Genomic DNA, 23,966 nt, shown 5'->3' with positions numbered 1-23,966 from the left:
ATATAATTTTAGGAGGGGTTTCTAGTATGAAGAAAAAAACAGGTCTTTTATTATCATTAACATTAGCAGCAAGTGCGGTTTTAGGTGCGTGTGGTAACTCGGATAAAGCGAGTAGCGACAAAAAAGAGTTCAAAGTTGGTATGGTTACAGATGTTGGAGGCGTTGATGATAAATCATTTAACCAATCAGCTTGGGAAGGTTTAACGAAATTCGGTAAAGACAACGATTTAAAGAAAAATGAAGGATATCGTTATCTTCAATCAAGTAAAGATGCAGACTATATTCCAAACTTAACAAAATTTGCGAAAGATCATTATAACACAACATTCGGAATTGGATTTTTAATGCAAGACTCGATTGAAAAGGTTGCAAAACAATATCCGAAAGAGCAATTTGCTATTGTAGATACTGTTGTGAAAGAGCCGAATGTAACAAGTATTACATTTAAAGACCATGAAGGTTCATTCCTAGTTGGTGCTGTAGCAGCAATGACGACAAAATCAAATAAAGTTGGATTTGTTGGCGGCGTGAAGAGTCCATTAATTACAAAGTTTGAATCAGGTTTCAAAGCTGGTGCAAAAGCAGTAAATCCAAATATCGAAATTGTAGCGCAATATGCAGATGCATTTGACAAACCAGAAAAAGGATCTGTATTAGCTTCAGCAATGTACGGTGGTGGAGTTGACGTAATTTATCATGCTTCAGGTGCAACTGGTAATGGTGTATTCACAGAAGCGAAAAATCGTAAGAAAAAAGGTGAAAACGTTTGGGTAATCGGTGTTGACCGTGACCAAAATCAAGAAGGTATGCCTGAAAACGTAACTTTAACTTCTATGGTAAAACGTGTTGATATTGCAGTAGCAAAAGTAGCACAAGAAGCGAAAGACGGTAAATTAAAAGGCGGTAAAGTAGAAGAGTTCGGATTAAAAGATGACGGTATTGGTATTGCGAAAACTACTGACAATGTGAAAAAAGTAAATCCAGAAATCTTAACAAAAATAGAAGAGTTTGAGAAGAAAATCACTGACGGTGAAATTAAAGTACCTGCAACTGACGAAGAATATAAAACATATGAAGCTTCTCTAAAGAAATAATAATAGAGAAATAGCAAAGGTTAGTTCTTAGAACTAACCTTTGTATATATAAAAATACCTTTAATAGACTGCAATTGGGGAGTGTTCCCTGCTAGAAGGAGGAACAAAATGGAATACGTAATTGAGATGAACAATATTACAAAAGTATTCCCAGGCATTGTAGCGAATGATGATATTACGCTGCAAGTAAAACAGGGAGAGATACACGCTTTACTTGGAGAAAATGGTGCAGGGAAATCAACATTGATGAATGTACTGTTCGGTTTGTATCAACCAGAACAGGGAGAAATTAAGATTAAAGGAAAACCTGTGAAAATTACAAATCCGAATATAGCAAATGACCTTGGTATCGGGATGGTCCATCAGCATTTTATGCTTGTTCATAATTTTACAGTTACAGAGAATATTATTCTTGGAAATGAGCCGAAGAAAAAAGGAAGAATTGCTGTTGAAGAGGCTGCGAAAGAAATTAAACAATTGTCTGAACAGTACGGTTTAGCGGTTGATCCAAATGCAAAGATTGAAGATATTTCGGTTGGGATGCAGCAAAGGGTTGAAATATTAAAAACGCTTTATCGTGGTGCGGAGATTTTAATATTCGACGAACCAACTGCGGTGTTAACTCCTCAAGAAATTCACGAGTTGATTCAAATTATGAAAAAGCTTGTGCAAGAAGGAAAATCTATCGTTCTTATTACACATAAATTGAAAGAAATTATGGAAGTTTGCGATCGTTGCACAATTATTCGTAAAGGTAAAGGAATTGGTACAGTTGACGTTGCGGAAATGAATGAACATAAACTTGCAGAATTAATGGTCGGACGTCAAGTGAATTTTAAAACAGAAAAAATAGAGGCTAAACCGAAAGAAGAGGTTCTATCTGTTTCGAATATTGTCGTTCAGGATGCACGCCAATTACCTGCTGTAAAAGGCCTTGACTTAACTGTTCGTGCAGGAGAAATCGTTGGTATTGCAGGGATTGATGGAAATGGACAAAGTGAATTAATAGAGGCAATTACTGGTTTACGAAAAGTTGAGTCAGGTTCTATTGCAATTAAAGGAAAAGAAATAACAAATTGGCCTGTTCGAAGGATTACAGAGGAAGGAATTGGTCATATTCCAGAAGATCGTCATAAACACGGTCTTGTGCTTGATTTTTCTGTTAGAGATAATATAGTTTTACAAACGTACTATAAAAATCCATTCTCAAAGAAAGGGATTTTAAACTTTAGTCAAATTACACAAAAAGCAAAAGCGCTTATTGAACAGTTTGATGTGCGTACACCTGGTGAACACACATTAACTCGTGCACTATCTGGTGGAAACCAGCAGAAGGCAATTATCGCACGTGAAGTGGATCGTAATCCAGATTTATTGATTGCAGCACAGCCAACACGTGGTTTAGATGTAGGTGCGATTGAATTTATTCATAAAAAATTAATCGAGCAAAGAGATAAGGGGAAAGCAGTATTGCTTCTATCGCTAGAACTGGATGAAATTTTAAATGTAAGTGATCGAGTTGCTGTTATATATGAAGGGGAAATTGTAGCAATTGTTGATGCGAAAGAAACAAATGAACAACAGCTTGGTTTGTTGATGGCTGGCGGAACGGAGAAAGAGAAGGTGAATACAAATGGCTAAAAATTTTTTAACGGAGCGAACAATTAATATTTTAGTTCCTGTATTATCCGTTATTTTTGGTTTACTTGTTGGTGCCATTGTAATGTTATTTAGTGGATATGATCCAATTGTTGGGTATGCAGCGCTTTGGGAAGGAATGGTTGGAAATCCACAAGCAATTGGTGAGACATTACGTACGATGATTCCGCTTGTATTAGCAGGACTTTCTGTAGCATTTGCATTCCGTACAGGCCTTTTTAATATCGGAGTAGAAGGGCAGTTATTAGTCGGTTGGCTTGCTGCGGTTTGGTTTGGATATGCAGTATCATTACCGGCAATTTTACATATTCCGTTGTCAATTTTAGTAGCGGCAATAGCTGGTGGGCTATGGGGATTTATCCCGGGATATTTGAAAGGGAAATTTAAAGTAAATGAAGTAATCGTAACGATTATGATGAATTATATTGCACTTTACGTGACGTATGATTTAATTAAACGCTTTTTACATGAGGCGAATGAGAAGTCATATGATATAAAATCTAGTGCTTCTTTATCTTCTGAATGGTTATCTTCTTTAACAGATGGTTCTCGTTTGCACTGGGGGATTGTCGTAGCGATATTAGTAGCAATCATTATGTGGTTCTTATTGGACAGAACGACATTGGGATACGAATTAAAATCTGTTGGATTTAATCAACATGCTTCTCAGTATGCGGGGATGAAAGTTTCTCGAAATGTTGTACTATCTATGACGATTGCGGGTGCATTTGCAGGGATTGGTGGTGCTATGGAAGGGCTTGGTACATTCCAAAACATGACAGCGATGTCTTCGTTTACTGGCATTGGATTTGATGGGATTGCGGTAGCTCTACTTGGGGGAAATAATCCGTTTGGTATATTATTAGCAGCTTTACTGTTCGGTGGCTTGAAAAGTGCAGCCCCACAAATGAATTTTGAAGCAGATGTACCTTCTGAGCTAATTAACGTTATTATTGCATGTATTATTTTCTTTGTAGCGTGCAGTTATGTATTACGCTGGGCACTTACACGTATGAGCAAGGAGGGGAAATAAATGAGCTTTTTAGATATTTTAGCCATTCTTGTGACGGGTACGTTATATACGGCAGCGCCACTTATTTTTACGGCGTTAGGTGGAGTGTTTAGTGAACGTTCTGGGGTTGTAAATATAGCGTTAGAAGGTTTAATGTTATTCGGTGCGTTTACTGGTATTGTTACAACGTTATTAATGGGTGATACGTGGGGAGCGATGACTCCTTGGATAGCTCTATTATTTGCAGCGATTGGTAGTGGGTTATTTGCACTTCTTCATGCGGTAGCATCCATTACATTCCGTGCGGATCAAGTAGTGAGCGGGGTAGCGATTAATTTCTTAGCTCTTGGTTTAACGGTATTTGCGATTAAGAAAATCTTTGGCAAAGGACAAACTGATTTCATTCAATACCGTATTGAAAAAATCGATGTTCCAGGTCTTTCAGATATTCCGGTAATTGGAAAAATCTTTTTCTCAAATGTACCGTTAACATCGTATATTGCTATTATTTTAGCGTTTGTCGTTTGGTATGTCATTTATAAAACGCCGTTCGGTCTTCGTCTTCGTGCGGTTGGTGAACATCCAATGGCAGCAGATACGATGGGTATTAATGTATATAAAATGCGTTATATTGCAGTTGCTATATCTGGAATGTTTGCAGGGGTTGGTGGAGCGGTCTTCGCGATGTCGATTTCTGGTAACTTCTCAGGTGCTACAATTACTGGACAAGGTTTCTTAGCGCTAGCAGCTATGATCTTCGGTAAATGGAATCCACTCGGTGCTCTTGGAGCGGCTCTGTTCTTCGGATTTGCTCAATCACTTGGAATAACAGGTGGTACGATTCCGGTACTAAAGGAAATTCCAAGTGTATTCTTAACGATATTACCGTATGTATTCACAATATTAGCACTTGTTGGTTTTGTAGGTCGTTCTGAAGCTCCGAAAGCGTTAGGAACGCCGTATGAAAAAGGAAAACGATAAGTATAAAAAAGCTCGCACATTAGTGCGGGCTTTTTTACATAGAATATATGTAATACGGAATTTTACTATGTTCCTTACATATAAAAGTTTTTAGAAAGAGCCTGATGTAAGTATAGTGAGGAAGAAAAGTTGATTTTTCATTTCTAAAAACTGTATATTGAAGAGGAATATTCCTATATACGTAAAGGAGGGCTATAAATGAAACTAATGGAACAACAGTTACATGAGTTAGGTGGTTTGCGAGTACATATTATTCCGACTGATAAATATAAAACAAATACTTTTGTATTTCGTTTTAAAGCACCTTTAAATGAGGAGACGGTGACAGAGCGTGCCCTATTGCCATACGTATTGCAAAGTGCAACAGAAAAGCTTCCTTCTGTAATTCGTCTGCGTCAATATTTAGAAGAATTATACGGATCTTCTTTGGCAGTAGATGTAAGTAAAAAAGGAGAAGACCATATCATCTCTATTTATGTAGACATTGCAAATGAAGTATATTTACATGATGCACCACCGTTATTTGAAAAAGCGCTTTCTATGTTATCGGATATAGTTTTACATCCAGCAACAGAGGGGGATAGTTTTCTACCTTCTATCGTAGAAAGTGAAAAGAGAGCGCTCTTGCAACGAATTGAAGCTACGTATGATGATAAAATGCGCTATGCAAACGAGCGTTTAATTGAAGAAATGTGCAAAGTAGAACCGTATCGATTAAGTGCAAATGGAAAAAAAGAGAGTGTTGCATCTATTACAAATGAAAGTTTGTATCAATATTATCAAAAAGTGTTAGCGGAAGATGAAATGGATCTATACATTATTGGTGATATTTCAGAAAACGCAGTTGATCTTGTAAGTAAGTATTTTTCTATTTCAGCGCGTCCTGTGAGAGAAAGAAATGTACTTCTTCATAAGAGAAATAATGAAGAAAAAGAAGTTGTTGAAAAACAAGAATTAAAACAAAGTAAATTACACATCGGTTATCGTACGTTTATTACGTATAAGGACGAAGATTATTTTGCGCTACAATTGTTCAATGGATTGTTTGGAGGATTTTCTCATTCAAAGTTATTCGTTAATGTTCGTGAAAAAAATAGTTTAGCGTACTATGCAGCGTCCCGCTTTGAAAGTCATAAAGGCTTATTGTTTGTCATGTCAGGAATCGAAGCGAAAAATTATGAAAAAGCTGTTGAGATTATTAAAGAACAAATGTTGGCGATGCAAAATGGTAATTTTTCTGAAGAAGAGATGCATCAAACGAAAAGTGTCATTCAAAATCAAATATTAGAAGCGATTGATACACCGCGGGGATTTGTGGAAATGCTGTATCATGGTATTATTTCAGACCGTACGCGTCCGGTTGAAGAATGGCTTTCAGGTATTGAAAGCGTGACGAAAGAAGAGATTGTGAAAGTTGCTAAAAATATTGAACTAGATACAATTTACTTTTTACATGGAACGGAGGGAGAATAAATGGAGAAAATTGTTTATGAGCAATTAAAAGAGACACTCTATTATGAAAAACTTCCTAATGGATTAGATGTATATATTTTACCGAAGCAAGGATTTAATAAAACATTTGCAACGTTTACGACAAAATATGGTTCTATGGATAATACATTCGTGCCACTAGGTAAAGAGGAAATGGTTCGTGTGCCTGATGGAATTGCTCATTTTCTTGAGCATAAATTATTTGAAAAAGAAGATCACGATGCTTTCCAATTGTTTAGTAAACAAGGAGCATCAGCAAATGCTTTCACATCTTTCACAAGAACAGCTTACCTGTTTTCATGTACATCAAATGTAGAACAAAATTTAAATACATTGTTAAACTTCGTACAAGAGCCTTACTTCTCTGAAAAAACAGTTGAAAAAGAGAAGGGGATTATTGGGCAAGAAATTCAAATGTATCAAGATAATCCAGATTGGCGTTTATACTTTGGATTAATTGATAGCTTGTTTGTAAAGCACCCAATTAAAATTGATATTGCAGGGACAATCGAGTCTATTAGTAAAATTACGAAAGACTTATTATATGAATGTTATGAAACATTTTATCATCCGAGCAATATGTTATTATTCGTTGTGGGGGCAATTGATCCAGAGAAAACAATGGATTTAGTGCGTGAAAATCAAGCGAAAAAAGATTATAAAAACCAGTCAGAAATTGTACGTTCATTTGAGGAAGAACCAGATGAGGTAAATGAAAAGAAGAAAATTATTTCAATGCCTGTACAAACACCGAAATGTTTAGTTGGTATTAAAGCGACAAATTTAAAAGAAAAAGGGGAAGCCCTTTTAAAACAAGAAATTGCGCTTACGTTACTTTTAGATTATTTATTTGGGAAAAGCTCCGTTCATTACGAATCTTTATATAATGAAGGTCTTATTGATGATTCGTTCTCGTATGATTATACGGAAGAGAATAACTTCGGTTTTGCAATGGTTGGTGGCGATACGAAGCAACCTGATGAGCTGGAAGAGCGTTTGAAAAGCATTTTACTAAATACAAATTATGATCAATTAGATGAGGCGGCATTAGAACGAGTAAAGAAAAAGAAAATAGGTGGCTTTTTACGCTCGTTGAATTCGCCGGAATATATCGCGAATCAATTTACACGATATGCGTTTAATGAATCTAGTCTGTTTGAGGCATTGACTGTATTAGAAAGTTTAACTGTTCAAGATTTACAAGAAGTAGCCAAATTATTATTATCAGAAGAAAGAATGAGTGTTTGTCAAGTTTTACCGAAAAAATAAAAGGTTTCATAATAATACCCTCATCTTATCATTGATAAATTGTAAGATGAGGGTATTATTTATTTGTAGGAAAAAGATTTTGTTGAGATAAGAGAGGAATTATATGAAAAAGTATGCATTAGTAACTGGAGGAAGCGGAGGGATTGGCTCTGCTATTTCAAAACAATTAATTCAAGATGGATATACAGTATATGTTCATTATAATAACGGTGAAGGGCAAGTGAATGAGTTACAGAAAGAGTGGAGGGAAGTGATTCCTGTTCAAGCGGATTTAGCTTCTAGTGATGGAGCAGAGCAATTGTGGGAACAAATTGAACATCCTCTTGATGTTGTCGTATATGCAGCTGGGAAGAGTATCTTTGGACTCGTAACAGATGTAACGAACGATGAATTAAATTATATGGTAGAACTTCAAGTGAAGAGCATCTATAAACTATTATCAATGGCACTGCCATCAATGATTCAGCGGAGAAGTGGTAATATTATACTTGTTTCGTCTATATGGGGCCAAATCGGCGCATCATGTGAAGTGCTTTACTCGATGGTAAAAGGTGCGCAAAATTCATATGTGAAAGCTTTAGCGAAAGAAGTTTCATTAAGTGGATTAAGGGTTAACGCGGTGGCGCCAGGTGCAATTGAAACGGAAATGTTACATGTATTTTCAGAAGAGGATAAGAATGAAATTGCTGAAGAGATTCCGTTAGGTCGATTAGGACTACCAGAAGAGGTAGCGAAAACAGTGTCATTTCTCGTGTCACCAGGTGCATCTTACATAACTGGACAAATTATCGGAGTGAATGGCGGTTGGCACTGCTAAAAAAATGTTACATAAAAAATAAAAAACTGTACAAATTAAGCATGATTCTATTACTAAGTAGTGAGGTGCTTAAACATGTCAGTTTTAGATAATTTTGATCAATGGAAGAGCTTTTTAGGAGAACGTTTAGAACAGGCATCAGGAAAAGGTCTTGATGGTGGTGCTGTATCAGATATGGCATTTCGTGTTGGAGATTATTTAGCAAATGAAGTAGAAGCGCGCAACGATCAAGAGAAATTATTGTCTGAGCTTTGGAAAGTCGCTGATGAACAAGAGCAACATACCATCGCAAACTTAATGGTGAAGTTTGTACAGCATAAGTAAAAAATAGAGAGGAGAATCTCCTCTCTATTTTTTTTGTATAATAATAACGCGGGATAGATTATACATTTAGCTTCCCTATTAAGGTGAAATCATATAATATAGTACGTAGGTGTAAAGTAAGCAAGGGGAGTGATCTTGGATGATTGAATGGTATTTTGAATATGAAATACATAAAAACCGACCTGGCTTGCTTGGTGACGTTTCTTCGTTAATCGGTATGCTCGGCATTAATATTGTCACAATTAATGGTGTAGATAATGCACGACGTGGATTACTCCTTATGTGTGATAATCAAGAGCAAATCTCTAGACTTGAATCAATTTTAAATACGATGGATAACATAACGGTAACGAAATATCGTCCGCCAAAGCTAAGAGATAAGCTAGCGGTTAGACATGGTCGGTACATACAACGAGATGCAGATGATAAGAAGACATTTCGATTTGTACGTGATGAATTAGGGTTACTTGTAGACTTTATGGCTGAAATAATGAAAAAAGAAGGTCATAAACTAATCGGGATACGAGGAATGCCTCGTGTCGGAAAAACAGAATCCATTGTTGCCGCAAGTGTTTGTGCAAATAAAAGATGGCTATTTGTATCATCTACTCTTATTAAGCAAACTGTTCGCAGTCAATTGATTGAAGATGAGTATAGCGACGACAATATTTTTATCTTAGATGGAATCGTGTCAACAAAGCGTGCTAACGAAAGGCATTGGCAGCTTGTTCGTGAAATTATGAGATTACCTGCAACGAAAGTTGTGGAACATCCTGACGTATTTGTGAGTCAGTCAGAATACACATTGGATGATTTTGATTATATTATTGAGTTGCGTAACGATTATGATGAAGAAATTCAATATAATTTAGTAGATGAAATTGAGCAAGGTACGCAAAATAATTTCTCTATGTTTGACTTTTAAAGAAATATTGAGGTGTTAGTAGTGACAGAATTAGGACAAAAGCTGAAAGAAGCAAGAGGAACGAAGGGCTTGTCTATGGATCAGCTGCATGAGATTACAAAAATTCAAAAACGCCATTTAGTAGCGATTGAGGAAGGCAATTATGATGTATTGCCAGGAGCTTTTTATGCGCGTGCATTCATTAAACAATACGCAGATGCGGTTGGGTTAAATGGAGAGGAACTGCTTGTAGAATATCAGAGTACGATACCACAATCTGAAAAACGCGACGTTCCACAAGTATCAACAGGACAAAAAACACAAGAAACAATGCAAAAATCTTCATCATGGCCAATTGCAGATCATATGCCGAAAGTTTTAGTTGCGCTATTAGTAATTGCATTTGGAGTGGTGATTTGGTTTGTTTTCCAAGCGTTAACTGGAAAAGGTGATGAGAAAGTTCCGAATGCTCAAAGTGAGAAAATTGAAGTTAAAAAAGCGGAAAACTCTCCGTTAGATACGAAGAAAGATGAAGTGAAAGCGGAAGAGCCGAAAAAAGAGGAACCAAAGAAAGAAGAGCCAAAGAAAGAGGAACAACCAGCACAGCCAACTGGGCAAGAAGAAGTGAAAGTAGTTGGGACAACTGGTAAGGTATCTACTTTGGAAATTCATAATAATAAAACATTAGAACTGGAAATATCGGGTAAAGGTGCGAGTTATGTAGATGTTAAAGATGATGCTGGGAATGTGATTCTAAACACTACAGTACAAGAGGGCCAAGTAGAAAAACATAATGTATCAACATTAAAAGAAGTGCGACTTAATATTGGAAATGCAACGAATATTGAAGTTAAACTGAATGGCCAAGTGGTCGCTTATCCATTGGATCCAGAAAAAGAACTTCACCAAAGATTGGTGATAAAAAACCAAGGGATAGAGCAACCTGCACAATAACAGTCATCGCCTCGATGACTTTTTTCAATGAACAAATGTTTTTGATATGATGGAGGAATAGCTGTGAATTTACCAAATAAAATTACAATATCTAGAATCTTCTTAATTCCAATTTTTATGGTAATTATGTTAGCGCCCTTTGATTGGGGTTCATACACAATTGGTGATGTTGATTTACCAATTCAACATTTAGTAGGGGCACTTATCTTTATTATTGCTTCGGCTACAGATTGGATTGATGGATATTACGCAAGAAAGTATAATCTTGTAACGAATTTAGGGAAGTTTCTTGATCCGTTAGCTGATAAATTACTTGTTTCAGCAGCACTTATCACGTTAGTTGAGATGCAATACGTACCTGCTTGGATCGTTATTGTAATTATAAGCCGTGAGTTTGCAGTAACAGGTTTACGCCTTGTACTTGCTGGAACAGGAGAAGTAGTGGCAGCAAATCAGTTAGGGAAAATTAAGACGTGGACACAAATTATTGCGATTGCAGCGTATTTATTACACGATGTACCTTTAAATCTAATCCATATCCCAGTTGCTGATATCTTTATATGGATTGCATTATTCTTTACTGTTATTTCAGGATGGGATTATTTCTGGAAAAATAGAGCTGCTTTTGTAAACTCAAAATAGAAGTTTATGGGGGAATTGGGATGAATGCTGAAATTATTGCGGTTGGAACTGAATTATTACTTGGACAAATTGCAAATACAAATGCCCAGTTTTTATCTGAAAAGTTATCTTCAATTGGAATTGATGTGTACTACCATACTGTAGTTGGAGATAATAACAAGCGATTACAGCAGGCGATTGAAGTTGCGGAAGAACGTGCTGACATACTTATTTTCACAGGTGGATTAGGCCCGACAAAAGATGATTTGACGAAAGAAACGATATCTTCTAGTTTGGGTGAAGAGCTTGTGTATGATGAAAAGGCATTAGCATCGATAAGCGATTACTTTAAGCGTACAGGTCGCGAGTTCACGGAGAATAACAAAAAGCAGGCGCTCGTTTTGAATGGAGCAACTATATTTGCGAATGATCACGGCATGGCACCTGGTATGGGGTTAAATAAGAACGAAAAAGTTTATATTTTATTACCAGGACCACCGAAAGAGATGAAGCCGATGTATGTAAGTTATGTAGAGCCTTTTTTACGTAACTTTACAACAGGAGAAAACATTTATTCTCGTGTGCTTCGCTTCTTCGGGATTGGGGAATCTCAATTAGAGGTGAAAGTTCAAGATTTAATTGATGGACAAACGAACCCGACAATCGCCCCCCTTGCGAATGATGGAGAAGTGACACTACGTTTAACTGCCAAACATCAAAATGCTGATGAAGCGGCGAAACTCATTCAGTATATGGAAGATTTGATTTTAGAAAGAGTAGGAGAATTTTTCTACGGGTATGATCAAGAGTTTCTGCATGATAAGGCGATAGAGCTATTGAAGAAAAAAGGATTAACTTTAGCGTGTGCAGAAAGTTTAACAGGTGGTCTCTTTGGCAATCAAGTAACAGAAAGTGCTGGTGTGTCTTCAGTATTTAAAGGCGGTGTCATTTGTTATCATAATGATGTGAAGCAACATGTTTTACAGGTACCTGAGGGAGTGTTAGCTACTGATGGTGCAGTTAGTAAAGAATGTGCTCGTTATCTTGCTGAAAACGTTAAGGGCTTATTAAAAGCGGATATCGGAATTAGTTTCACTGGGGTAGCAGGGCCGGATGCTTCAGAACATAAAGAGCCGGGAACAGTGTTCGTTGGATTGGCAATGAAGGATGAACCAACTGTAGTCTTTTCTCTAAATTTAAGTGGAAGTCGTCAACAAATTAGGGAACGTTCAGCGAAATATGGATTTTATCATTTATATAAAAAGCTAGAAGAGATATAAGTTTCTTCTAGCTTTTTTTGATGCTTAAATGCAGTTTTATTTAATGGAAAATAAAAAAATCGAATAAATGTTCGATTTTTGTTGGCAAATTGAATTGAAAATAGGTATAATAAGATTAGCAATTCAGTTAAGGAGGAATTTTGAATGAGTGATCGTCAAGCGGCGTTAGATATGGCGTTAAAACAAATAGAGAAGCAATTCGGTAAAGGTTCAATTATGAAATTAGGAGAACAAGCGGAGCGTAGAATTTCTACAATTTCAAGTGGTTCTTTAGCACTTGATGTGGCACTAGGGGTAGGCGGATACCCACGTGGCCGTATTATCGAAATTTATGGACCAGAAAGTTCAGGTAAAACAACAGTTTCATTACACGCAATCGCTGAAGTACAGCGTCAAGGTGGACAAGCAGCGTTTATTGATGCGGAGCATGCGATGGATCCTGTATATGCACAAAAATTAGGCGTTAACATAGATGAATTACTATTATCACAACCTGATACAGGGGAGCAAGGACTAGAAATCGCAGAAGCACTTGTACGAAGTGGCGCGGTTGATATTATCGTAATTGACTCTGTAGCAGCTCTTGTACCGAAAGCTGAAATCGAAGGAGACATGGGTGACTCACACGTAGGTTTACAAGCTCGTTTAATGTCTCAAGCACTTCGTAAGCTGTCAGGTGCAATCAATAAATCAAAAACAATCGCAATCTTTATTAACCAAATTCGTGAAAAAGTTGGGGTTATGTTCGGGAACCCAGAAACAACTCCAGGTGGTCGTGCGTTGAAATTCTATTCAACAGTTCGTCTTGAAGTACGTCGTGCGGAGCAATTAAAGCAAGGTAACGACATCGTTGGTAATAAAACAAAAGTAAAAGTAGTTAAAAATAAAGTGGCACCACCATTCCGTGTTGCTGAAGTTGATATTATGTACGGAGAAGGTATTTCAAGAGAAGGTGAAATCTTAGATATGGCTTCTGAACTTGATATCGTTCAAAAGAGTGGTGCTTGGTACTCTTATAATGAAGAGCGTTTAGGGCAAGGTCGTGAAAATTCGAAGCAATTCTTAAAAGAGAATACGGATTTAAGAGAGGAAATTGCCTTCTTTGTTCGTGACCATCACGGAATTGGTGAAGACTCTGGTGCTGAAGACACGGAAGATTCAAATCTTCAAGATTAAAAATAAAAGACACGGTTCCGTGTCTTTTATTTTTAATCATTATGAAAGCGTTGTATATCGTTGGAGATAAAATATTTAATCTGCCTAAAAGTCTATGTATAAAGAGGGATATATGCATGTTTTGTATGCATAAACTGGAATTTACTAAGGTTTTCCAGGATAATATGTTGTCTTCTTTTTAAATTCATATATGAATTAGCGCTGAAGGTAAAGAAAGTAAAAGTAGACAACGCTTGACAATGAAAATTGCGATAGATACAATGAGAATGTATATTTTTTCTTATATACGAAACACTCTTCTCAAGAAGAGAAGTAATATTCGGAGTAAGACTTAAATCTTGCCGAAATAATAATATGACATTTTAATTGTGAAATGAAGAAAGTCCCTTAAAAAAGTGGGACGACGGTCTTTGCTGTATGTTGGTATTCAATGTACATGCCGACAGTCTTTTTTCATTCATAGCAAGGGGAGGTGAAATCATGAGTAGTACTACAGTTTGGATACTCATCTCCATTTTGCTTGCAACAGTCGGTGCAGTTGTTGGCTTTTTTGTTCGAAAGTCTATTGCTGAAGCGAAGATTAATGGTGCAGCTAACGAAGCGAAACGTATTATAGACGAAGCGAATCGTGAGGCTGAAGCACTTAAGAAAGAAGCGCTTTTAGAAGCAAAGGATGAAATTCATACACTTCGTACAGAAGCTGAATTAGAAATTCGTGACCGTAGAAGCGAATTACAAAAACAAGAAAATCGTTTAATGCAAAAAGAAGAGAACCTTGATCGTAAAGACGAAACGCTCGATAAACGCGAGCTACAGTTAGAAAAGAAAGAGGATTCTCTTGTAGCGAGACAACAACAGATTGAAGAGTTGGAAAGCAAAGTGGGAGAGTTAGTTCAAAAGCAACAAACAGAATTAGAGCGCATTTCCAATCTGACACGCGAACAAGCGAAAGCAATTATTCTTGGTAAAGTAGAAAGTGAAGTTTCTCATGAAATTGCCGTAATGGTAAAAGAAAGTGAAGTTCGTGCGAAAGAAGAAGCGGATAAGAAAGCAAAAGAAATCTTATCTCTTGCAATGCAAAGATGTGCAGCTGATCATGTTGCTGAAACAACCGTTTCGGTTGTAAATCTTCCAAATGACGAAATGAAGGGACGTATTATCGGACGTGAAGGTCGAAATATTCGTACGTTAGAAACGTTAACAGGTATCGACCTTATTATCGATGATACACCAGAAGCGGTTATCCTTTCTGGATTCGACCCAATTCGTCGTGAAACAGCTCGTATCGCTCTTGATAAACTAGTACAGGACGGACGTATTCATCCAGCACGTATTGAAGAGATGGTCGAAAAATCAAGACGTGAAGTGGACGAGTATATTCGCGAAGTCGGAGAGCAAACAACGTTTGAAGTGGGTGTTCACGGATTACATCCAGATTTAATTAAGATTTTAGGTCGTTTAAAATACCGTACAAGTTACGGACAAAACGTCTTAAAGCACTCTATGGAAGTTGCATATTTAACTGGACTTATGGCAGCGGAGCTTGGTGAGGATGAAAAACTAGCAAGACGTGCTGGCCTATTACATGATATCGGTAAAGCGATTGATCATGAAGTAGAAGGTAGCCACGTTGAGATTGGTGTTGAACTCGCAACGAAGTATAAAGAGCATCCTGTAGTTATAAACAGTATTGCATCTCACCATGGGGACACAGAACCAACTTCTATCATTGCAGTTTTAGTTGCAGCAGCAGATGCATTATCAGCTGCAAGACCTGGAGCTCGTAGTGAAACGCTTGAGAACTATATTCGTCGTCTTGAAAAGTTAGAAGAGATTTCAGAGTCTTATGAAGGCGTAGAAAAATCTTTCGCAATTCAAGCAGGACGAGAAGTTCGTATTCTGGTAAAACCAGATACAATTGATGATTTAGAAGCTCATCGTTTAGCTCGTGATATTCGAAAACGTATTGAGAATGAACTGGATTATCCAGGACATATTAAAGTAACTGTTATTCGTGAAACACGTGCAGTGGAATACGCAAAATAAAGTGGTGAAACACCACTTTATTTTTTTGTGTTGGAATTGGTTAAAATAAAGAAAATTAGCATACAAGTGAAACAAACTTATAATACATATATTGTAAGGGAATCACTTGAAGCTATAGTAATAAAAAATGTAGTACATAGGAAGGGTAAGACATATGAGAATATTATTTGTTGGGGATGTAGTAGGATCTCCTGGTAGAGGTATGATTCAACAATACGTACCGGCATTAAAGAAGAAATATACACCTACAGTAACCATTATTAATGGAGAAAATGCAGCAGGTGGACGTGGAATTACGGAAAAAATATATCGAAACTTTTTAGAATGCGGGGCACAAGCGGTTACACTTGGAAACCACGCTTGGGATAACCGTGAAGTATTTGAATTTATTGATGACGCAAAATATCTTGCAAGACCAGCTAACTTCCCAGAAGGAACTCCAGGAAAAGGGCTTATCTTTGTGAACTGCAATGGAACAGAAGTTGCAGTTATTAACTTACAAGGACGTACATTCCTTCCTCCAATTGATTGTCCATTCCGTAAAGTGGATGAATTAATTAACATTGCAAAAAAACGTACGAATATTATCTTTATTGATTTTCATGCGGAAACTACAAGTGAAAAACAAGCGTTAGGTTGGTATGTAGATGGTCGTGCTACAGCAGTAGTGGGTACACATACACATGTTCCTACAGCAGATAATCGTATTTTACCAAGCGGAACCGCATATATCACAGATGTTGGTATGACAGGGCCTTACGATGGGATTTTAGGTATGGATCGAGAAGCGGTATTGAAGAAGTTTTTAACAAACTTACCAGTACGATTTGAAGTGACAAGTGGTAGAACACAATTAAGTGCAGTGCTAGTTGATGTGGATCCTAATACAGGAAAAGCTAAGAAAATCCAGCGTATCTTAATTAATGATGATCAGCCATTTTTTGAGTAATTCCTGGATAAATTTTAGAAAAGTTGTTATTTTTTAATTTTTTAGAAAAATTACAGAAATTTAGCAGGAATACGCGTCATTCCTCGTGAATATAAGTTAAAGTGAAATAATTGCTAATACTTTTTATAGAAACGAGGAGGAAACGCGGAATGGAAATATTAAAAGTTAAAGCAACGTCGGTCCCTAATTCTGTAGCTGGTGCACTTGCAGGTGTTATTCGCGAACGCGGAACAGCAGAAATTCAAGCCATTGGTGCAGGTGCATTGAACCAAGCGGTAAAGGCAGTAGCAATTGCAAGAGGATTTGTAGCGCCTAGTGGTTTGGACCTGATTTGTATCCCAGCGTTCACAGATATTATGATTGATGGGGAAGAGCGTACAGCAATAAAATTAATTGTAGAACCTCGTTAAGTTTAAACAACCTGTTTGCATGCAGTATGCAAACAGGTTGTTTTTATAATGGAGGAATGGAAATGAAAATTTTTGATGCTCATTGTGATGTGCTTCTTCAGTTATGGAGTGCACAAGGGAAAAAGGATTTTAAACATGATCCGCAATTACATATTACATTTGAACAGTTAAAGAGAAGAAAAGGAAGTATACAATGTTTTGCTATATATGTGCCAGAAACGGTGCTATATGAAAGCCGATTTGAAGTGGCATTACAAATGGTAGATATTTTTTATAATGAAATTTTATCATTACCGGGTGTAAAATTTATTCAGACAAAAGATGATATTAACATGTTAAAACAGGACGAGATTGGAGCGATATTAACACTAGAAGGATGCGAAGCAATTGGAAAAGATGCAATGAAATTACGGTTGTTGTATCGCCTAGGAGTACGTTCTTTTGGACTAACATGGAATTATGCCAATCTATTAGCTGATGGTGCGCTAGAGACACGTGGGGCAGGTTTAACGACTTTCGGTAAAGAAGTTATACAAGAACTTAATACGTTACATGCATGGACTGATGTGTCTCATCTGAATGAAAGAAGTTTTTGGGATGTTGTAGAAAGTGCAAAAAATCCTATTGCTTCCCACTCAAACTGTATGAAACTTTGTCAGCATCCACGTAATTTAAACGATGAACAACTTAAAGCTCTTATAAAGCGAAATGGCATGATAGGTGTCACTTTCGTACCGCAGTTTCTAACAAATGAAAAACAAGCGAATATAGCAGATATAGTAAAACATATCGAATATATTTGTTCATTAGGTGGAGAGAACAATATAGGGTTTGGTTCGGATTTTGATGGGATATTAGAAACAGTTGTAAATGTATCAGCGTATGGAGAATATGAAAATGTAATTAATGAGCTTTGTAAACACTATGCTGCATCTACTGTAGAGCGATTTTTATATGATAATTTTGTTGAACATATAAGTTTTTAAGATTTTTGTTTTAAAAATCCAGAAAAATTAGAATTAATTCATTTGATGTTATTGCTTTTTTTAAGACCTAATACTAGAATGAAAAACAAAATAGCTTTATACTAAAGATTCAGGGAAATCAGAAGAGGCATAATTTGCGTCCGTTGTAGTTTATTTGTATAAAAAATGCTAAACTATTACTGTAAAAAAATACACTACAATGAATGCAGCCAAAAGGGGTGTAGGAGATGATTAGTCAACTTTCATGGAAAGTTGGAGGCCAACAAGGTGAAGGAATTGAAAGTACAGGAGAAATCTTCTGTATTGCATTAAACCGATTAGGATATTACCTATACGGTTACCGCCACTTCTCATCACGTATTAAAGGCGGCCATACAAATAATAAAATTCGCGTAAGTACAACAGAAGTACGTGCGATCTCAGATGATTTAGATATTCTAATTGCTTTTGATCAAGAAACAATTGATTTTAACTTCCACGAACTACGTCCAGGTGGAATTGTAGTTGCGGATGCGAAATTTAATCCAACAATACCTGATAATACAGATGTAAATCTATATGTGATACCGTTTACAGAAATTGCTTCAGAATTAGGCACATCATTAATGAAAAACATGGTTGCTGTTGGGGCATCAAGTGCGGTATTAGGATTAGATGAAACAGCTTATTTAGATGTTGTTGAAGAAATCTTTGGTCGTAAAGGAGAGCAAGTTGTTCAAAAGAATATGGACGCAATTAAGCGCGGCTCTCAATATATGAAAGAATTGCTAGGTGAGAAAGTAAACATGATGCAGCTTGAAAAAGCTGATGGTAAGAAACGCATGTTTATGATTGGAAACGATGCAATCGCATTTGGTGCGGTAGCTGGTGGTGCTCGCTTTATGTCTGCATATCCAATTACACCTGCATCTGAAATTATGGAATACTTAATTAAAAAATTGCCAAAAGTTGGCGGGACAGTAATCCAAACTGAGGATGAAATCGCAGCTTGTACAATGGCAATCGGTGCAAATTATGCTGGTGTTCGTACATTAACTGCATCTGCTGGTCCGGGTCTATCTTTAATGATGGAAGCGATTGGTTTAGCAGGTATTACAGAAACACCATTAGTAATTGTTGATACACAACGTGGTGGTCCAAGTACAGGATTACCAACGAAACAAGAGCAGTCTGATTTAATGGCGATGATTTACGGTACGCACGGTGAGATTCCAAAAATCGTAATGGCGCCAAGTACAGTTGAAGAAGCTTTCTATGATATTGTAGAAGCATTTAACCTAGCTGAAGAATATCAAGTTCCTGTTATTTTCTTAACAGATTTACAGCTTTCTTTAGGAAAACAAACGGTAGAACCGCTTACGTTAGATAAAGTGGAAATCCGTCGCGGTAAGCTTGATTTAGAAGCGGAATTACCAGAACGTGAAAATAAAGCATACTTCAAGCGTTATGAAGTAACAGAAGATGGCGTTTCACCACGTGTTTTACCTGGTATGAAAAATGGTGTTCACCATGTTACAGGTGTAGAACATGATGAAACTGGTAAACCATCTGAATCAGCAATAAACCGTAAAGATCAAATGGACAAACGTTTCCGTAAAATGGAGAACTTGAAGTTTAACACCCCTGTTTATAAAAATGTTAAGCATGAAGAAGCAGACGTATTGCTTGTTGGATTTAACTCAACTCGTGGTGCGATCGAAGAGGCAATGGAGCGCTTAGAACAAGAGGGTATGAAAGTAAACCATGCTCATGTACGCTTAATTCATCCGTTCCCAACAGCTGAAATCGATCCACTTGTGAAAAATGCAAAGCGTGTTGTAGTGGTAGAAAACAACGCAACAGGTCAGCTTGCTAACATTATGAAAATGAATCTTGGTAACGGTGAGAAAATTTCTAGTCTTTTAAAATATGATGGGAACCCATTCTTGCCGAAAGAGATTTACAACGAATGCAAAAAAGGGGTTGTATTAAATGGCAACATTTAAGGACTTTCGTAACAGCGTAAAACCAAACTGGTGCCCAGGTTGCGGAGACTTCTCGGTGCAAGCTGCAATTCAACGTGCGGCAGCTAACGTTGGTTTAAATCCAGATGAACTTGCTGTTGTCTCCGGTATCGGCTGTTCAGGTCGTATTTCAGGTTATATTAATTCATATGGTGTGCATAGTATTCATGGTCGTGCCCTTCCAATTGCACAAGGTGTGAAAATGGCAAATCGTGATTTAACAGTTATCGCATCAGGTGGTGACGGTGATGGATTTGCGATTGGTATGGGACATACAATCCATTCTATTCGTCGTAACATCGACATTACGTATATCGTAATGGATAACCAAATTTACGGATTAACAAAAGGGCAAACTTCACCGCGTAGTGAAGCTGGATTTAAAACGAAAAGCACACCACAAGGTTCAATTGAACCGTCATTAAATGTTATGGAAATGGCTTTAACAGCTGGTGCGACATTTGTGGCGCAAAGCTTTTCAAGTGATTTAAAAGAATTAACACAAATTATTGAAGCTGGTATTAACCATAAAGGATTTTCATTAATTAACGTATACAGCCCATGTGTTACTTACAATAAAGTAAATACTTACGATTGGTTTAAAGAAAATTTAACAAAACTAAGTACAGTAGAGGGATATGATCCGTCTAATCGCATGATGGCTATGCAAACGTTAATGGAAAATAACGGATTAGTAACAGGTTTAATATATCAAAATACAGCGCAACCTTCATACCAAGAACTTGTAAAAGGCTATAGTGAGAAGCCTTTAGTGCAAGCTGATTTAAATATGGATCAGAAAATGTTTGATGAACTTGTTGCTGAATTTATGTAATGTAAGAAGAGAAGGTTGCCATTTGGCAACCTTTTTTTATGAGAAAAATATTGGATAGTCTTATTTACTTAGAAAATTCAGAATGGTAAAATAATATATAAATCGTTGTATGAAAATGGCGAGTTCATTACTTATGAAATGTAAGATCAGACAGAGCCTCTTTCTTGTTAAAATTGGCGCAACGCTTCATACTATGGTAATGTTTATAGGGATAAAGCAATATGCTTTTGGATAGGACAAAAAGAAGTATGAAAAGGGAATGTCTATTTGTGTGGGGAAGACTTCATTCTTATGAATGATTAGATTGATTACTCAAGTTTCAAAGGACAAGTTATCTCTCAAGCTATCTAACCATTTTTGAGGTGAGTCAAAGCGCATTAAAATGGACTATAGAGTGTGTATAGTTAAGGGTGAAAGGAGATTACCGATGAACGAGCAACAACGATTAGCAAGTCAACAAGCAAATTCCTCTACGAAAAAAGAAGAGAAAGATTATAGTAAATACTTTGAAAGTGTATACCAACCACCTTCCTTAAAAGACGCGAAAAAGCGAGGGAAAGAAGAAGTTAAAATTGAACGGGATTTTGGCTTACCTGAAGAATTTCGCAATTTTGGTACAGGAAGAAAGTTCTATATTCGTACATATGGTTGTCAAATGAATGAGCATGATACGGAAGTAATGGCGGGTATTTTCACCGCACTTGGATATGAGCCAACCTTTTCAACTGAAGATGCAGATGTAGTTTTATTAAATACTTGTGCAATTCGTGAAAATGCTGAAAATAAAGTGTTCGGTGAATTAGGTCATTTAAAGTCATTAAAAAGAAGAAATCCGGACCTTTTAATTGGTGTATGTGGTTGTATGTCTCAAGAAGAATCTGTTGTCAATAAAATTATGCAAAAAAATCAGCATGTAGATATGGTGTTTGGAACGCATAATATTCATAGATTGCCGTATATTCTAAAAGATGCAATGTTCTCGAAGGAGACGGTAGTTGAAGTTTGGTCAAAAGAAGGGGATGTAATTGAAAACCTTCCAAAAGTACGCCGTGGTGATATTAAAGCTTGGGTAAATATTATGTATGGCTGTGATAAGTTCTGTACATATTGTATCGTACCGTATACACGTGGAAAAGAGCGAAGCAGACGTCCGGAAGACATTATCCAAGAAATTCGTCATTTAGCTGCGAATGGTTATAAAGAAATTACTTTACTTGGCCAGAACGTAAATGCATATGGTAAAGACTTTGAAGATTTTGAATACGGACTTGGCGATTTAATGGACGAACTCCGTAAAGTTGATATTGCCCGTATTCGTTTTACAACGAGTCATCCACGTGATTTTGATGATCACTTAATTGAAGTGCTTGGAAAATCTGGAAACTTAGTAGAACATATTCACTTACCAGTTCAATCTGGAAGCACAGATATGTTAAAAATTATGGCGCGTAAATATTCACGTGAGCATTATTTAGAACTTGTAAGAAAAATTAAAGAAGCAATTCCAAATGCAGTATTCACAACTGATATTATCGTTGGTTTCCCAAATGAAACAGATGAGCAATTTGAAGAAACGATGTCGTTATATCGTGAAGTAGGATTTGATACTGCCTTTACCTTTATTTATTCTCCGCGCGAAGGTACACCAGCTGCAAAAATGAAAGATAATGTACCGATGGAAGTGAAAAAAGAACGTCTTCAACGCTTAAATACACTAGTAAATACGTTGGCAATTGAAAAGAATAATCGTTACAAAGGTCAAATTGTAGAAGTGTTAGTTGATGGGGAAAGTAAAAATAATCCAGAAGTACTCGCAGGTTATACTCGTACGAATAAACTTGTAAACTTCGTCGCTTCAAAATCTTTAATTGGTCAGCTTGTGAAAGTAAAAGTAACGGAAGCAAAAACTTGGTCTCTTAACGGGGAATTAGTTGAAGAGCCGATTGAGGTGGAATAATAGATGAAAGCATATTCGAAAGATGAAATTGTTGAACAAGCGAAAGAATTAGCAAAAATGATTTCTGAAACAGAAGAAGTTGATTTCTTTAAGAAAGCAGAGGCGCAAATTCATAAAAATGAAAATGTAAAGCGCGCAATTGATGAAATTAAAGCACTGCAAAAACAAGCAGTAAACTTGCAGCATTACGGGAAATGGGAAGCTTTGAAAAAAGTAGAAGCTGACATTGATGCATTGCAAGATAAGTTGGATAGTATCCCAGTTGTGCAAGAATTTAAATCTTCACAAACATATGTAAATGACTTACTACAGCTAGTTGCAAGTACGATTTCTAACAACGTAACAGATGAAATATTAATTTCAACTAATGGCGATGTATTGAAGGGTGAAACGGGTGCGGCGGTAGAAAGTAAAAAAGGAAATTGTGGTTGTTAAAGAGATGTCGAATTGACATCTCTTTTTTTAGTGGGTTAAACGTAAGTTCTTCTCGAAAAAAGAATGACACATTCCGCTATTGTCACGCATATGATTAAGTGAATAGTGATTGAGGAGGGTTACGAATGTCCGAATTTAGAGAGATTATTACAAAAGCAGTGGTTGGAAAAGGACGTAAGTATACAAAGTCAACGCATACATGTGAATCGAATAATGAGCCAACAAGTATTTTAGGGTGCTGGGTAATTAACCACTCGTACGAAGCAAGAAAGAATGGAAAGCATGTGGAAATTGAAGGTTTCTATGATGTGAACACTTGGTATTCATTTGATGGTAATACAAAGACAGAAGTTGTAACAGAACGTGTGAACTACACTGATGAAGTGAGCATTGGGTATCGTGATAAAAACTTTTCTGGTGATGATTTAGAAATTATTGCTCGTGTCATTCAGCCACCAAATTGTTTAGAAGCCCTTGTATCACCAAATGGTAATAAAATTGTTGTAACTGTAGAACGTGAATTTGTAACAGAAGTAGTTGGGGAAACGAAAATTTGTGTAAGTGTAAATCCTGAAGGTTGCGTAGAAACAGATGAGGATTTCCAAATCGATGATGATGAGTTTGAAGAATTAGATCCGAACTTTATCGTCGATGCAGAAGAAGAGTAATAGAAAGCTAGGGAGAAGTTCTTCCTAGCTTTTTACTTTACATAAGTGATGCTCGAATGAACATGATTCCTTATGAAATGTGCTATAATGAGGAA

At 36.7% G+C, this 23,966-nt stretch carries 22 protein-coding genes; all 22 read left to right on the top strand.

Going from position 1 to position 23,966, the window contains the following annotated elements:
• The first annotated feature begins 26 nt into the window (after window positions 1–26).
• Window positions 27–1,094 carry a BMP family lipoprotein gene (locus J0835_RS18530; protein WP_087981645.1) on the top strand — a complete coding sequence of 356 codons (1,068 nt, stop codon included), beginning with the start codon at window positions 27–29 and terminating at the stop codon, window positions 1,092–1,094.
• 108 nt (window positions 1,095–1,202) lie between these two features.
• On the top strand, window positions 1,203–2,735 hold the full coding sequence (locus J0835_RS18525; protein ID WP_000456917.1) for an ABC transporter ATP-binding protein: 1,533 nt from the start codon (window positions 1,203–1,205) through the stop codon (window positions 2,733–2,735).
• Window positions 2,728–3,786: an ABC transporter permease gene (locus J0835_RS18520; RefSeq protein ID WP_087981644.1), complete on the top strand. Its 1,059-nt coding sequence runs from the start codon at window positions 2,728–2,730 to the stop codon at window positions 3,784–3,786. Before J0835_RS18525 ends, J0835_RS18520 begins: the two co-directional genes overlap by 8 nt.
• Window positions 3,787–4,746, top strand: a complete 960-nt coding sequence (locus J0835_RS18515; protein WP_000008847.1) for an ABC transporter permease — start codon at window positions 3,787–3,789, stop codon at window positions 4,744–4,746. It begins immediately after the preceding gene.
• 198 nt (window positions 4,747–4,944) lie between these two features.
• A complete protein-coding gene (yfmF, locus tag J0835_RS18510) occupies window positions 4,945–6,219 on the top strand; it encodes an EF-P 5-aminopentanol modification-associated protein YfmF (RefSeq protein ID WP_087981643.1) in 1,275 nt (424 codons plus the stop codon).
• Window positions 6,220–7,506, top strand: a complete 1,287-nt coding sequence (gene yfmH / locus J0835_RS18505) for an EF-P 5-aminopentanol modification-associated protein YfmH (RefSeq protein WP_087981642.1) — start codon at window positions 6,220–6,222, stop codon at window positions 7,504–7,506.
• Window positions 7,507–7,609: 103 nt separating this feature from the next.
• A complete protein-coding gene (ymfI, locus tag J0835_RS18500) occupies window positions 7,610–8,323 on the top strand; it encodes an elongation factor P 5-aminopentanone reductase (protein WP_087981641.1) in 714 nt (237 codons plus the stop codon).
• A gap of 75 nt (window positions 8,324–8,398) precedes the next feature.
• Window positions 8,399–8,647 (top strand): DUF3243 domain-containing protein, encoded by a 249-nt coding sequence (locus J0835_RS18495; protein ID WP_000114455.1) that lies wholly within the window; start codon window positions 8,399–8,401, stop codon window positions 8,645–8,647.
• A gap of 139 nt (window positions 8,648–8,786) precedes the next feature.
• Entirely contained in the window at window positions 8,787–9,572 is a 786-nt protein-coding gene (locus J0835_RS18490) for a DUF3388 domain-containing protein (RefSeq protein WP_000574107.1), read from the top strand.
• Window positions 9,573–9,593: 21 nt separating this feature from the next.
• Complete coding sequence (locus tag J0835_RS18485; protein WP_087981640.1) at window positions 9,594–10,505, top strand: helix-turn-helix domain-containing protein; 912 nt, start codon at window positions 9,594–9,596, stop codon at window positions 10,503–10,505.
• 63 nt (window positions 10,506–10,568) lie between these two features.
• Window positions 10,569–11,147 (top strand): CDP-diacylglycerol--glycerol-3-phosphate 3-phosphatidyltransferase, encoded by a 579-nt coding sequence (gene pgsA / locus J0835_RS18480; protein WP_001052972.1) that lies wholly within the window; start codon window positions 10,569–10,571, stop codon window positions 11,145–11,147.
• Between the two features lie 20 nt (window positions 11,148–11,167).
• Window positions 11,168–12,406, top strand: coding sequence for a competence/damage-inducible protein CinA (cinA, locus tag J0835_RS18475; protein ID WP_333728157.1), 1,239 nt, complete (start codon window positions 11,168–11,170; stop codon window positions 12,404–12,406).
• A gap of 144 nt (window positions 12,407–12,550) precedes the next feature.
• On the top strand, window positions 12,551–13,582 hold the full coding sequence (gene recA, locus J0835_RS18470; RefSeq protein WP_046956499.1) for a recombinase RecA: 1,032 nt from the start codon (window positions 12,551–12,553) through the stop codon (window positions 13,580–13,582).
• A gap of 480 nt (window positions 13,583–14,062) precedes the next feature.
• Window positions 14,063–15,628, top strand: a complete 1,566-nt coding sequence (rny, locus tag J0835_RS18465; protein WP_016086643.1) for a ribonuclease Y — start codon at window positions 14,063–14,065, stop codon at window positions 15,626–15,628.
• Window positions 15,629–15,782: 154 nt separating this feature from the next.
• Window positions 15,783–16,577: a TIGR00282 family metallophosphoesterase gene (locus J0835_RS18460; RefSeq protein ID WP_001221093.1), complete on the top strand. Its 795-nt coding sequence runs from the start codon at window positions 15,783–15,785 to the stop codon at window positions 16,575–16,577.
• A gap of 149 nt (window positions 16,578–16,726) precedes the next feature.
• Window positions 16,727–16,987: a stage V sporulation protein SpoVS gene (gene spoVS, locus J0835_RS18455; RefSeq protein WP_000404341.1), complete on the top strand. Its 261-nt coding sequence runs from the start codon at window positions 16,727–16,729 to the stop codon at window positions 16,985–16,987.
• A 62-nt stretch (window positions 16,988–17,049) separates the two neighbouring features.
• Window positions 17,050–17,973, top strand: coding sequence for a dipeptidase (locus J0835_RS18450; protein WP_087981638.1), 924 nt, complete (start codon window positions 17,050–17,052; stop codon window positions 17,971–17,973).
• 227 nt (window positions 17,974–18,200) lie between these two features.
• Entirely contained in the window at window positions 18,201–19,958 is a 1,758-nt protein-coding gene (locus tag J0835_RS18445) for a 2-oxoacid:acceptor oxidoreductase subunit alpha (protein ID WP_087981637.1), read from the top strand.
• The gene (locus tag J0835_RS18440; RefSeq protein WP_000190162.1) at window positions 19,945–20,811 is read left to right on the top strand and encodes a 2-oxoacid:ferredoxin oxidoreductase subunit beta; all 867 of its coding nucleotides are present in this window, start codon (window positions 19,945–19,947) and stop codon (window positions 20,809–20,811) included. Before J0835_RS18445 ends, J0835_RS18440 begins: the two co-directional genes overlap by 14 nt.
• 427 nt (window positions 20,812–21,238) lie before the next feature.
• On the top strand, window positions 21,239–22,768 hold the full coding sequence (gene miaB, locus J0835_RS18435) for a tRNA (N6-isopentenyl adenosine(37)-C2)-methylthiotransferase MiaB (RefSeq protein ID WP_087981636.1): 1,530 nt from the start codon (window positions 21,239–21,241) through the stop codon (window positions 22,766–22,768).
• A gap of 3 nt (window positions 22,769–22,771) precedes the next feature.
• Window positions 22,772–23,203, top strand: a complete 432-nt coding sequence (locus J0835_RS18430) for a RicAFT regulatory complex protein RicA family protein (protein ID WP_000649386.1) — start codon at window positions 22,772–22,774, stop codon at window positions 23,201–23,203.
• A gap of 125 nt (window positions 23,204–23,328) precedes the next feature.
• Window positions 23,329–23,871: an outer spore coat protein CotE gene (gene cotE, locus J0835_RS18425; RefSeq protein ID WP_087981635.1), complete on the top strand. Its 543-nt coding sequence runs from the start codon at window positions 23,329–23,331 to the stop codon at window positions 23,869–23,871.
• Window positions 23,872–23,966: the final 95 nt, after the last annotated feature.

This window comes from Bacillus cereus group sp. Sample62, from assembly GCF_036851315.1.
In the GTDB taxonomy this organism is placed as follows: domain Bacteria; phylum Bacillota; class Bacilli; order Bacillales; family Bacillaceae_G; genus Bacillus_A; species Bacillus_A wiedmannii.
The sequence above is the reverse complement of the archived record's forward strand: the minus strand, read 5'-3'. Positions and strand labels throughout refer to the sequence as shown.

Excerpts from the sequence above, each read along its gene's own strand:
- J0835_RS18445 (WP_087981637.1), top strand. The coding sequence starts at position 18,201 with ATGATTAGTCAACTTTCATGGAAAGTTGGAGGCCAACAAGGTGAAGGA.
- cinA (WP_333728157.1), top strand. The coding sequence starts at position 11,168 with ATGAATGCTGAAATTATTGCGGTTGGAACTGAATTATTACTTGGACAA.
- J0835_RS18440 (WP_000190162.1), top strand. The coding sequence starts at position 19,945 with ATGGCAACATTTAAGGACTTTCGTAACAGCGTAAAACCAAACTGGTGC.
- J0835_RS18460 (WP_001221093.1), top strand. The coding sequence starts at position 15,783 with ATGAGAATATTATTTGTTGGGGATGTAGTAGGATCTCCTGGTAGAGGT.
- J0835_RS18530 (WP_087981645.1), top strand. The coding sequence starts at position 27 with ATGAAGAAAAAAACAGGTCTTTTATTATCATTAACATTAGCAGCAAGT.
- J0835_RS18490 (WP_000574107.1), top strand. The coding sequence starts at position 8,787 with ATGATTGAATGGTATTTTGAATATGAAATACATAAAAACCGACCTGGC.
- ymfI (WP_087981641.1), top strand. The coding sequence starts at position 7,610 with ATGAAAAAGTATGCATTAGTAACTGGAGGAAGCGGAGGGATTGGCTCT.
- yfmF (WP_087981643.1), top strand. The coding sequence starts at position 4,945 with ATGAAACTAATGGAACAACAGTTACATGAGTTAGGTGGTTTGCGAGTA.
- J0835_RS18495 (WP_000114455.1), top strand. The coding sequence starts at position 8,399 with ATGTCAGTTTTAGATAATTTTGATCAATGGAAGAGCTTTTTAGGAGAA.
- cotE (WP_087981635.1), top strand. The coding sequence starts at position 23,329 with ATGTCCGAATTTAGAGAGATTATTACAAAAGCAGTGGTTGGAAAAGGA.
- spoVS (WP_000404341.1), top strand. The coding sequence starts at position 16,727 with ATGGAAATATTAAAAGTTAAAGCAACGTCGGTCCCTAATTCTGTAGCT.
- rny (WP_016086643.1), top strand. The coding sequence starts at position 14,063 with ATGAGTAGTACTACAGTTTGGATACTCATCTCCATTTTGCTTGCAACA.
- J0835_RS18450 (WP_087981638.1), top strand. The coding sequence starts at position 17,050 with ATGAAAATTTTTGATGCTCATTGTGATGTGCTTCTTCAGTTATGGAGT.
- J0835_RS18520 (WP_087981644.1), top strand. The coding sequence starts at position 2,728 with ATGGCTAAAAATTTTTTAACGGAGCGAACAATTAATATTTTAGTTCCT.
- J0835_RS18430 (WP_000649386.1), top strand. The coding sequence starts at position 22,772 with ATGAAAGCATATTCGAAAGATGAAATTGTTGAACAAGCGAAAGAATTA.
- recA (WP_046956499.1), top strand. The coding sequence starts at position 12,551 with ATGAGTGATCGTCAAGCGGCGTTAGATATGGCGTTAAAACAAATAGAG.
- J0835_RS18525 (WP_000456917.1), top strand. The coding sequence starts at position 1,203 with ATGGAATACGTAATTGAGATGAACAATATTACAAAAGTATTCCCAGGC.
- miaB (WP_087981636.1), top strand. The coding sequence starts at position 21,239 with ATGAACGAGCAACAACGATTAGCAAGTCAACAAGCAAATTCCTCTACG.
- yfmH (WP_087981642.1), top strand. The coding sequence starts at position 6,220 with ATGGAGAAAATTGTTTATGAGCAATTAAAAGAGACACTCTATTATGAA.
- J0835_RS18515 (WP_000008847.1), top strand. The coding sequence starts at position 3,787 with ATGAGCTTTTTAGATATTTTAGCCATTCTTGTGACGGGTACGTTATAT.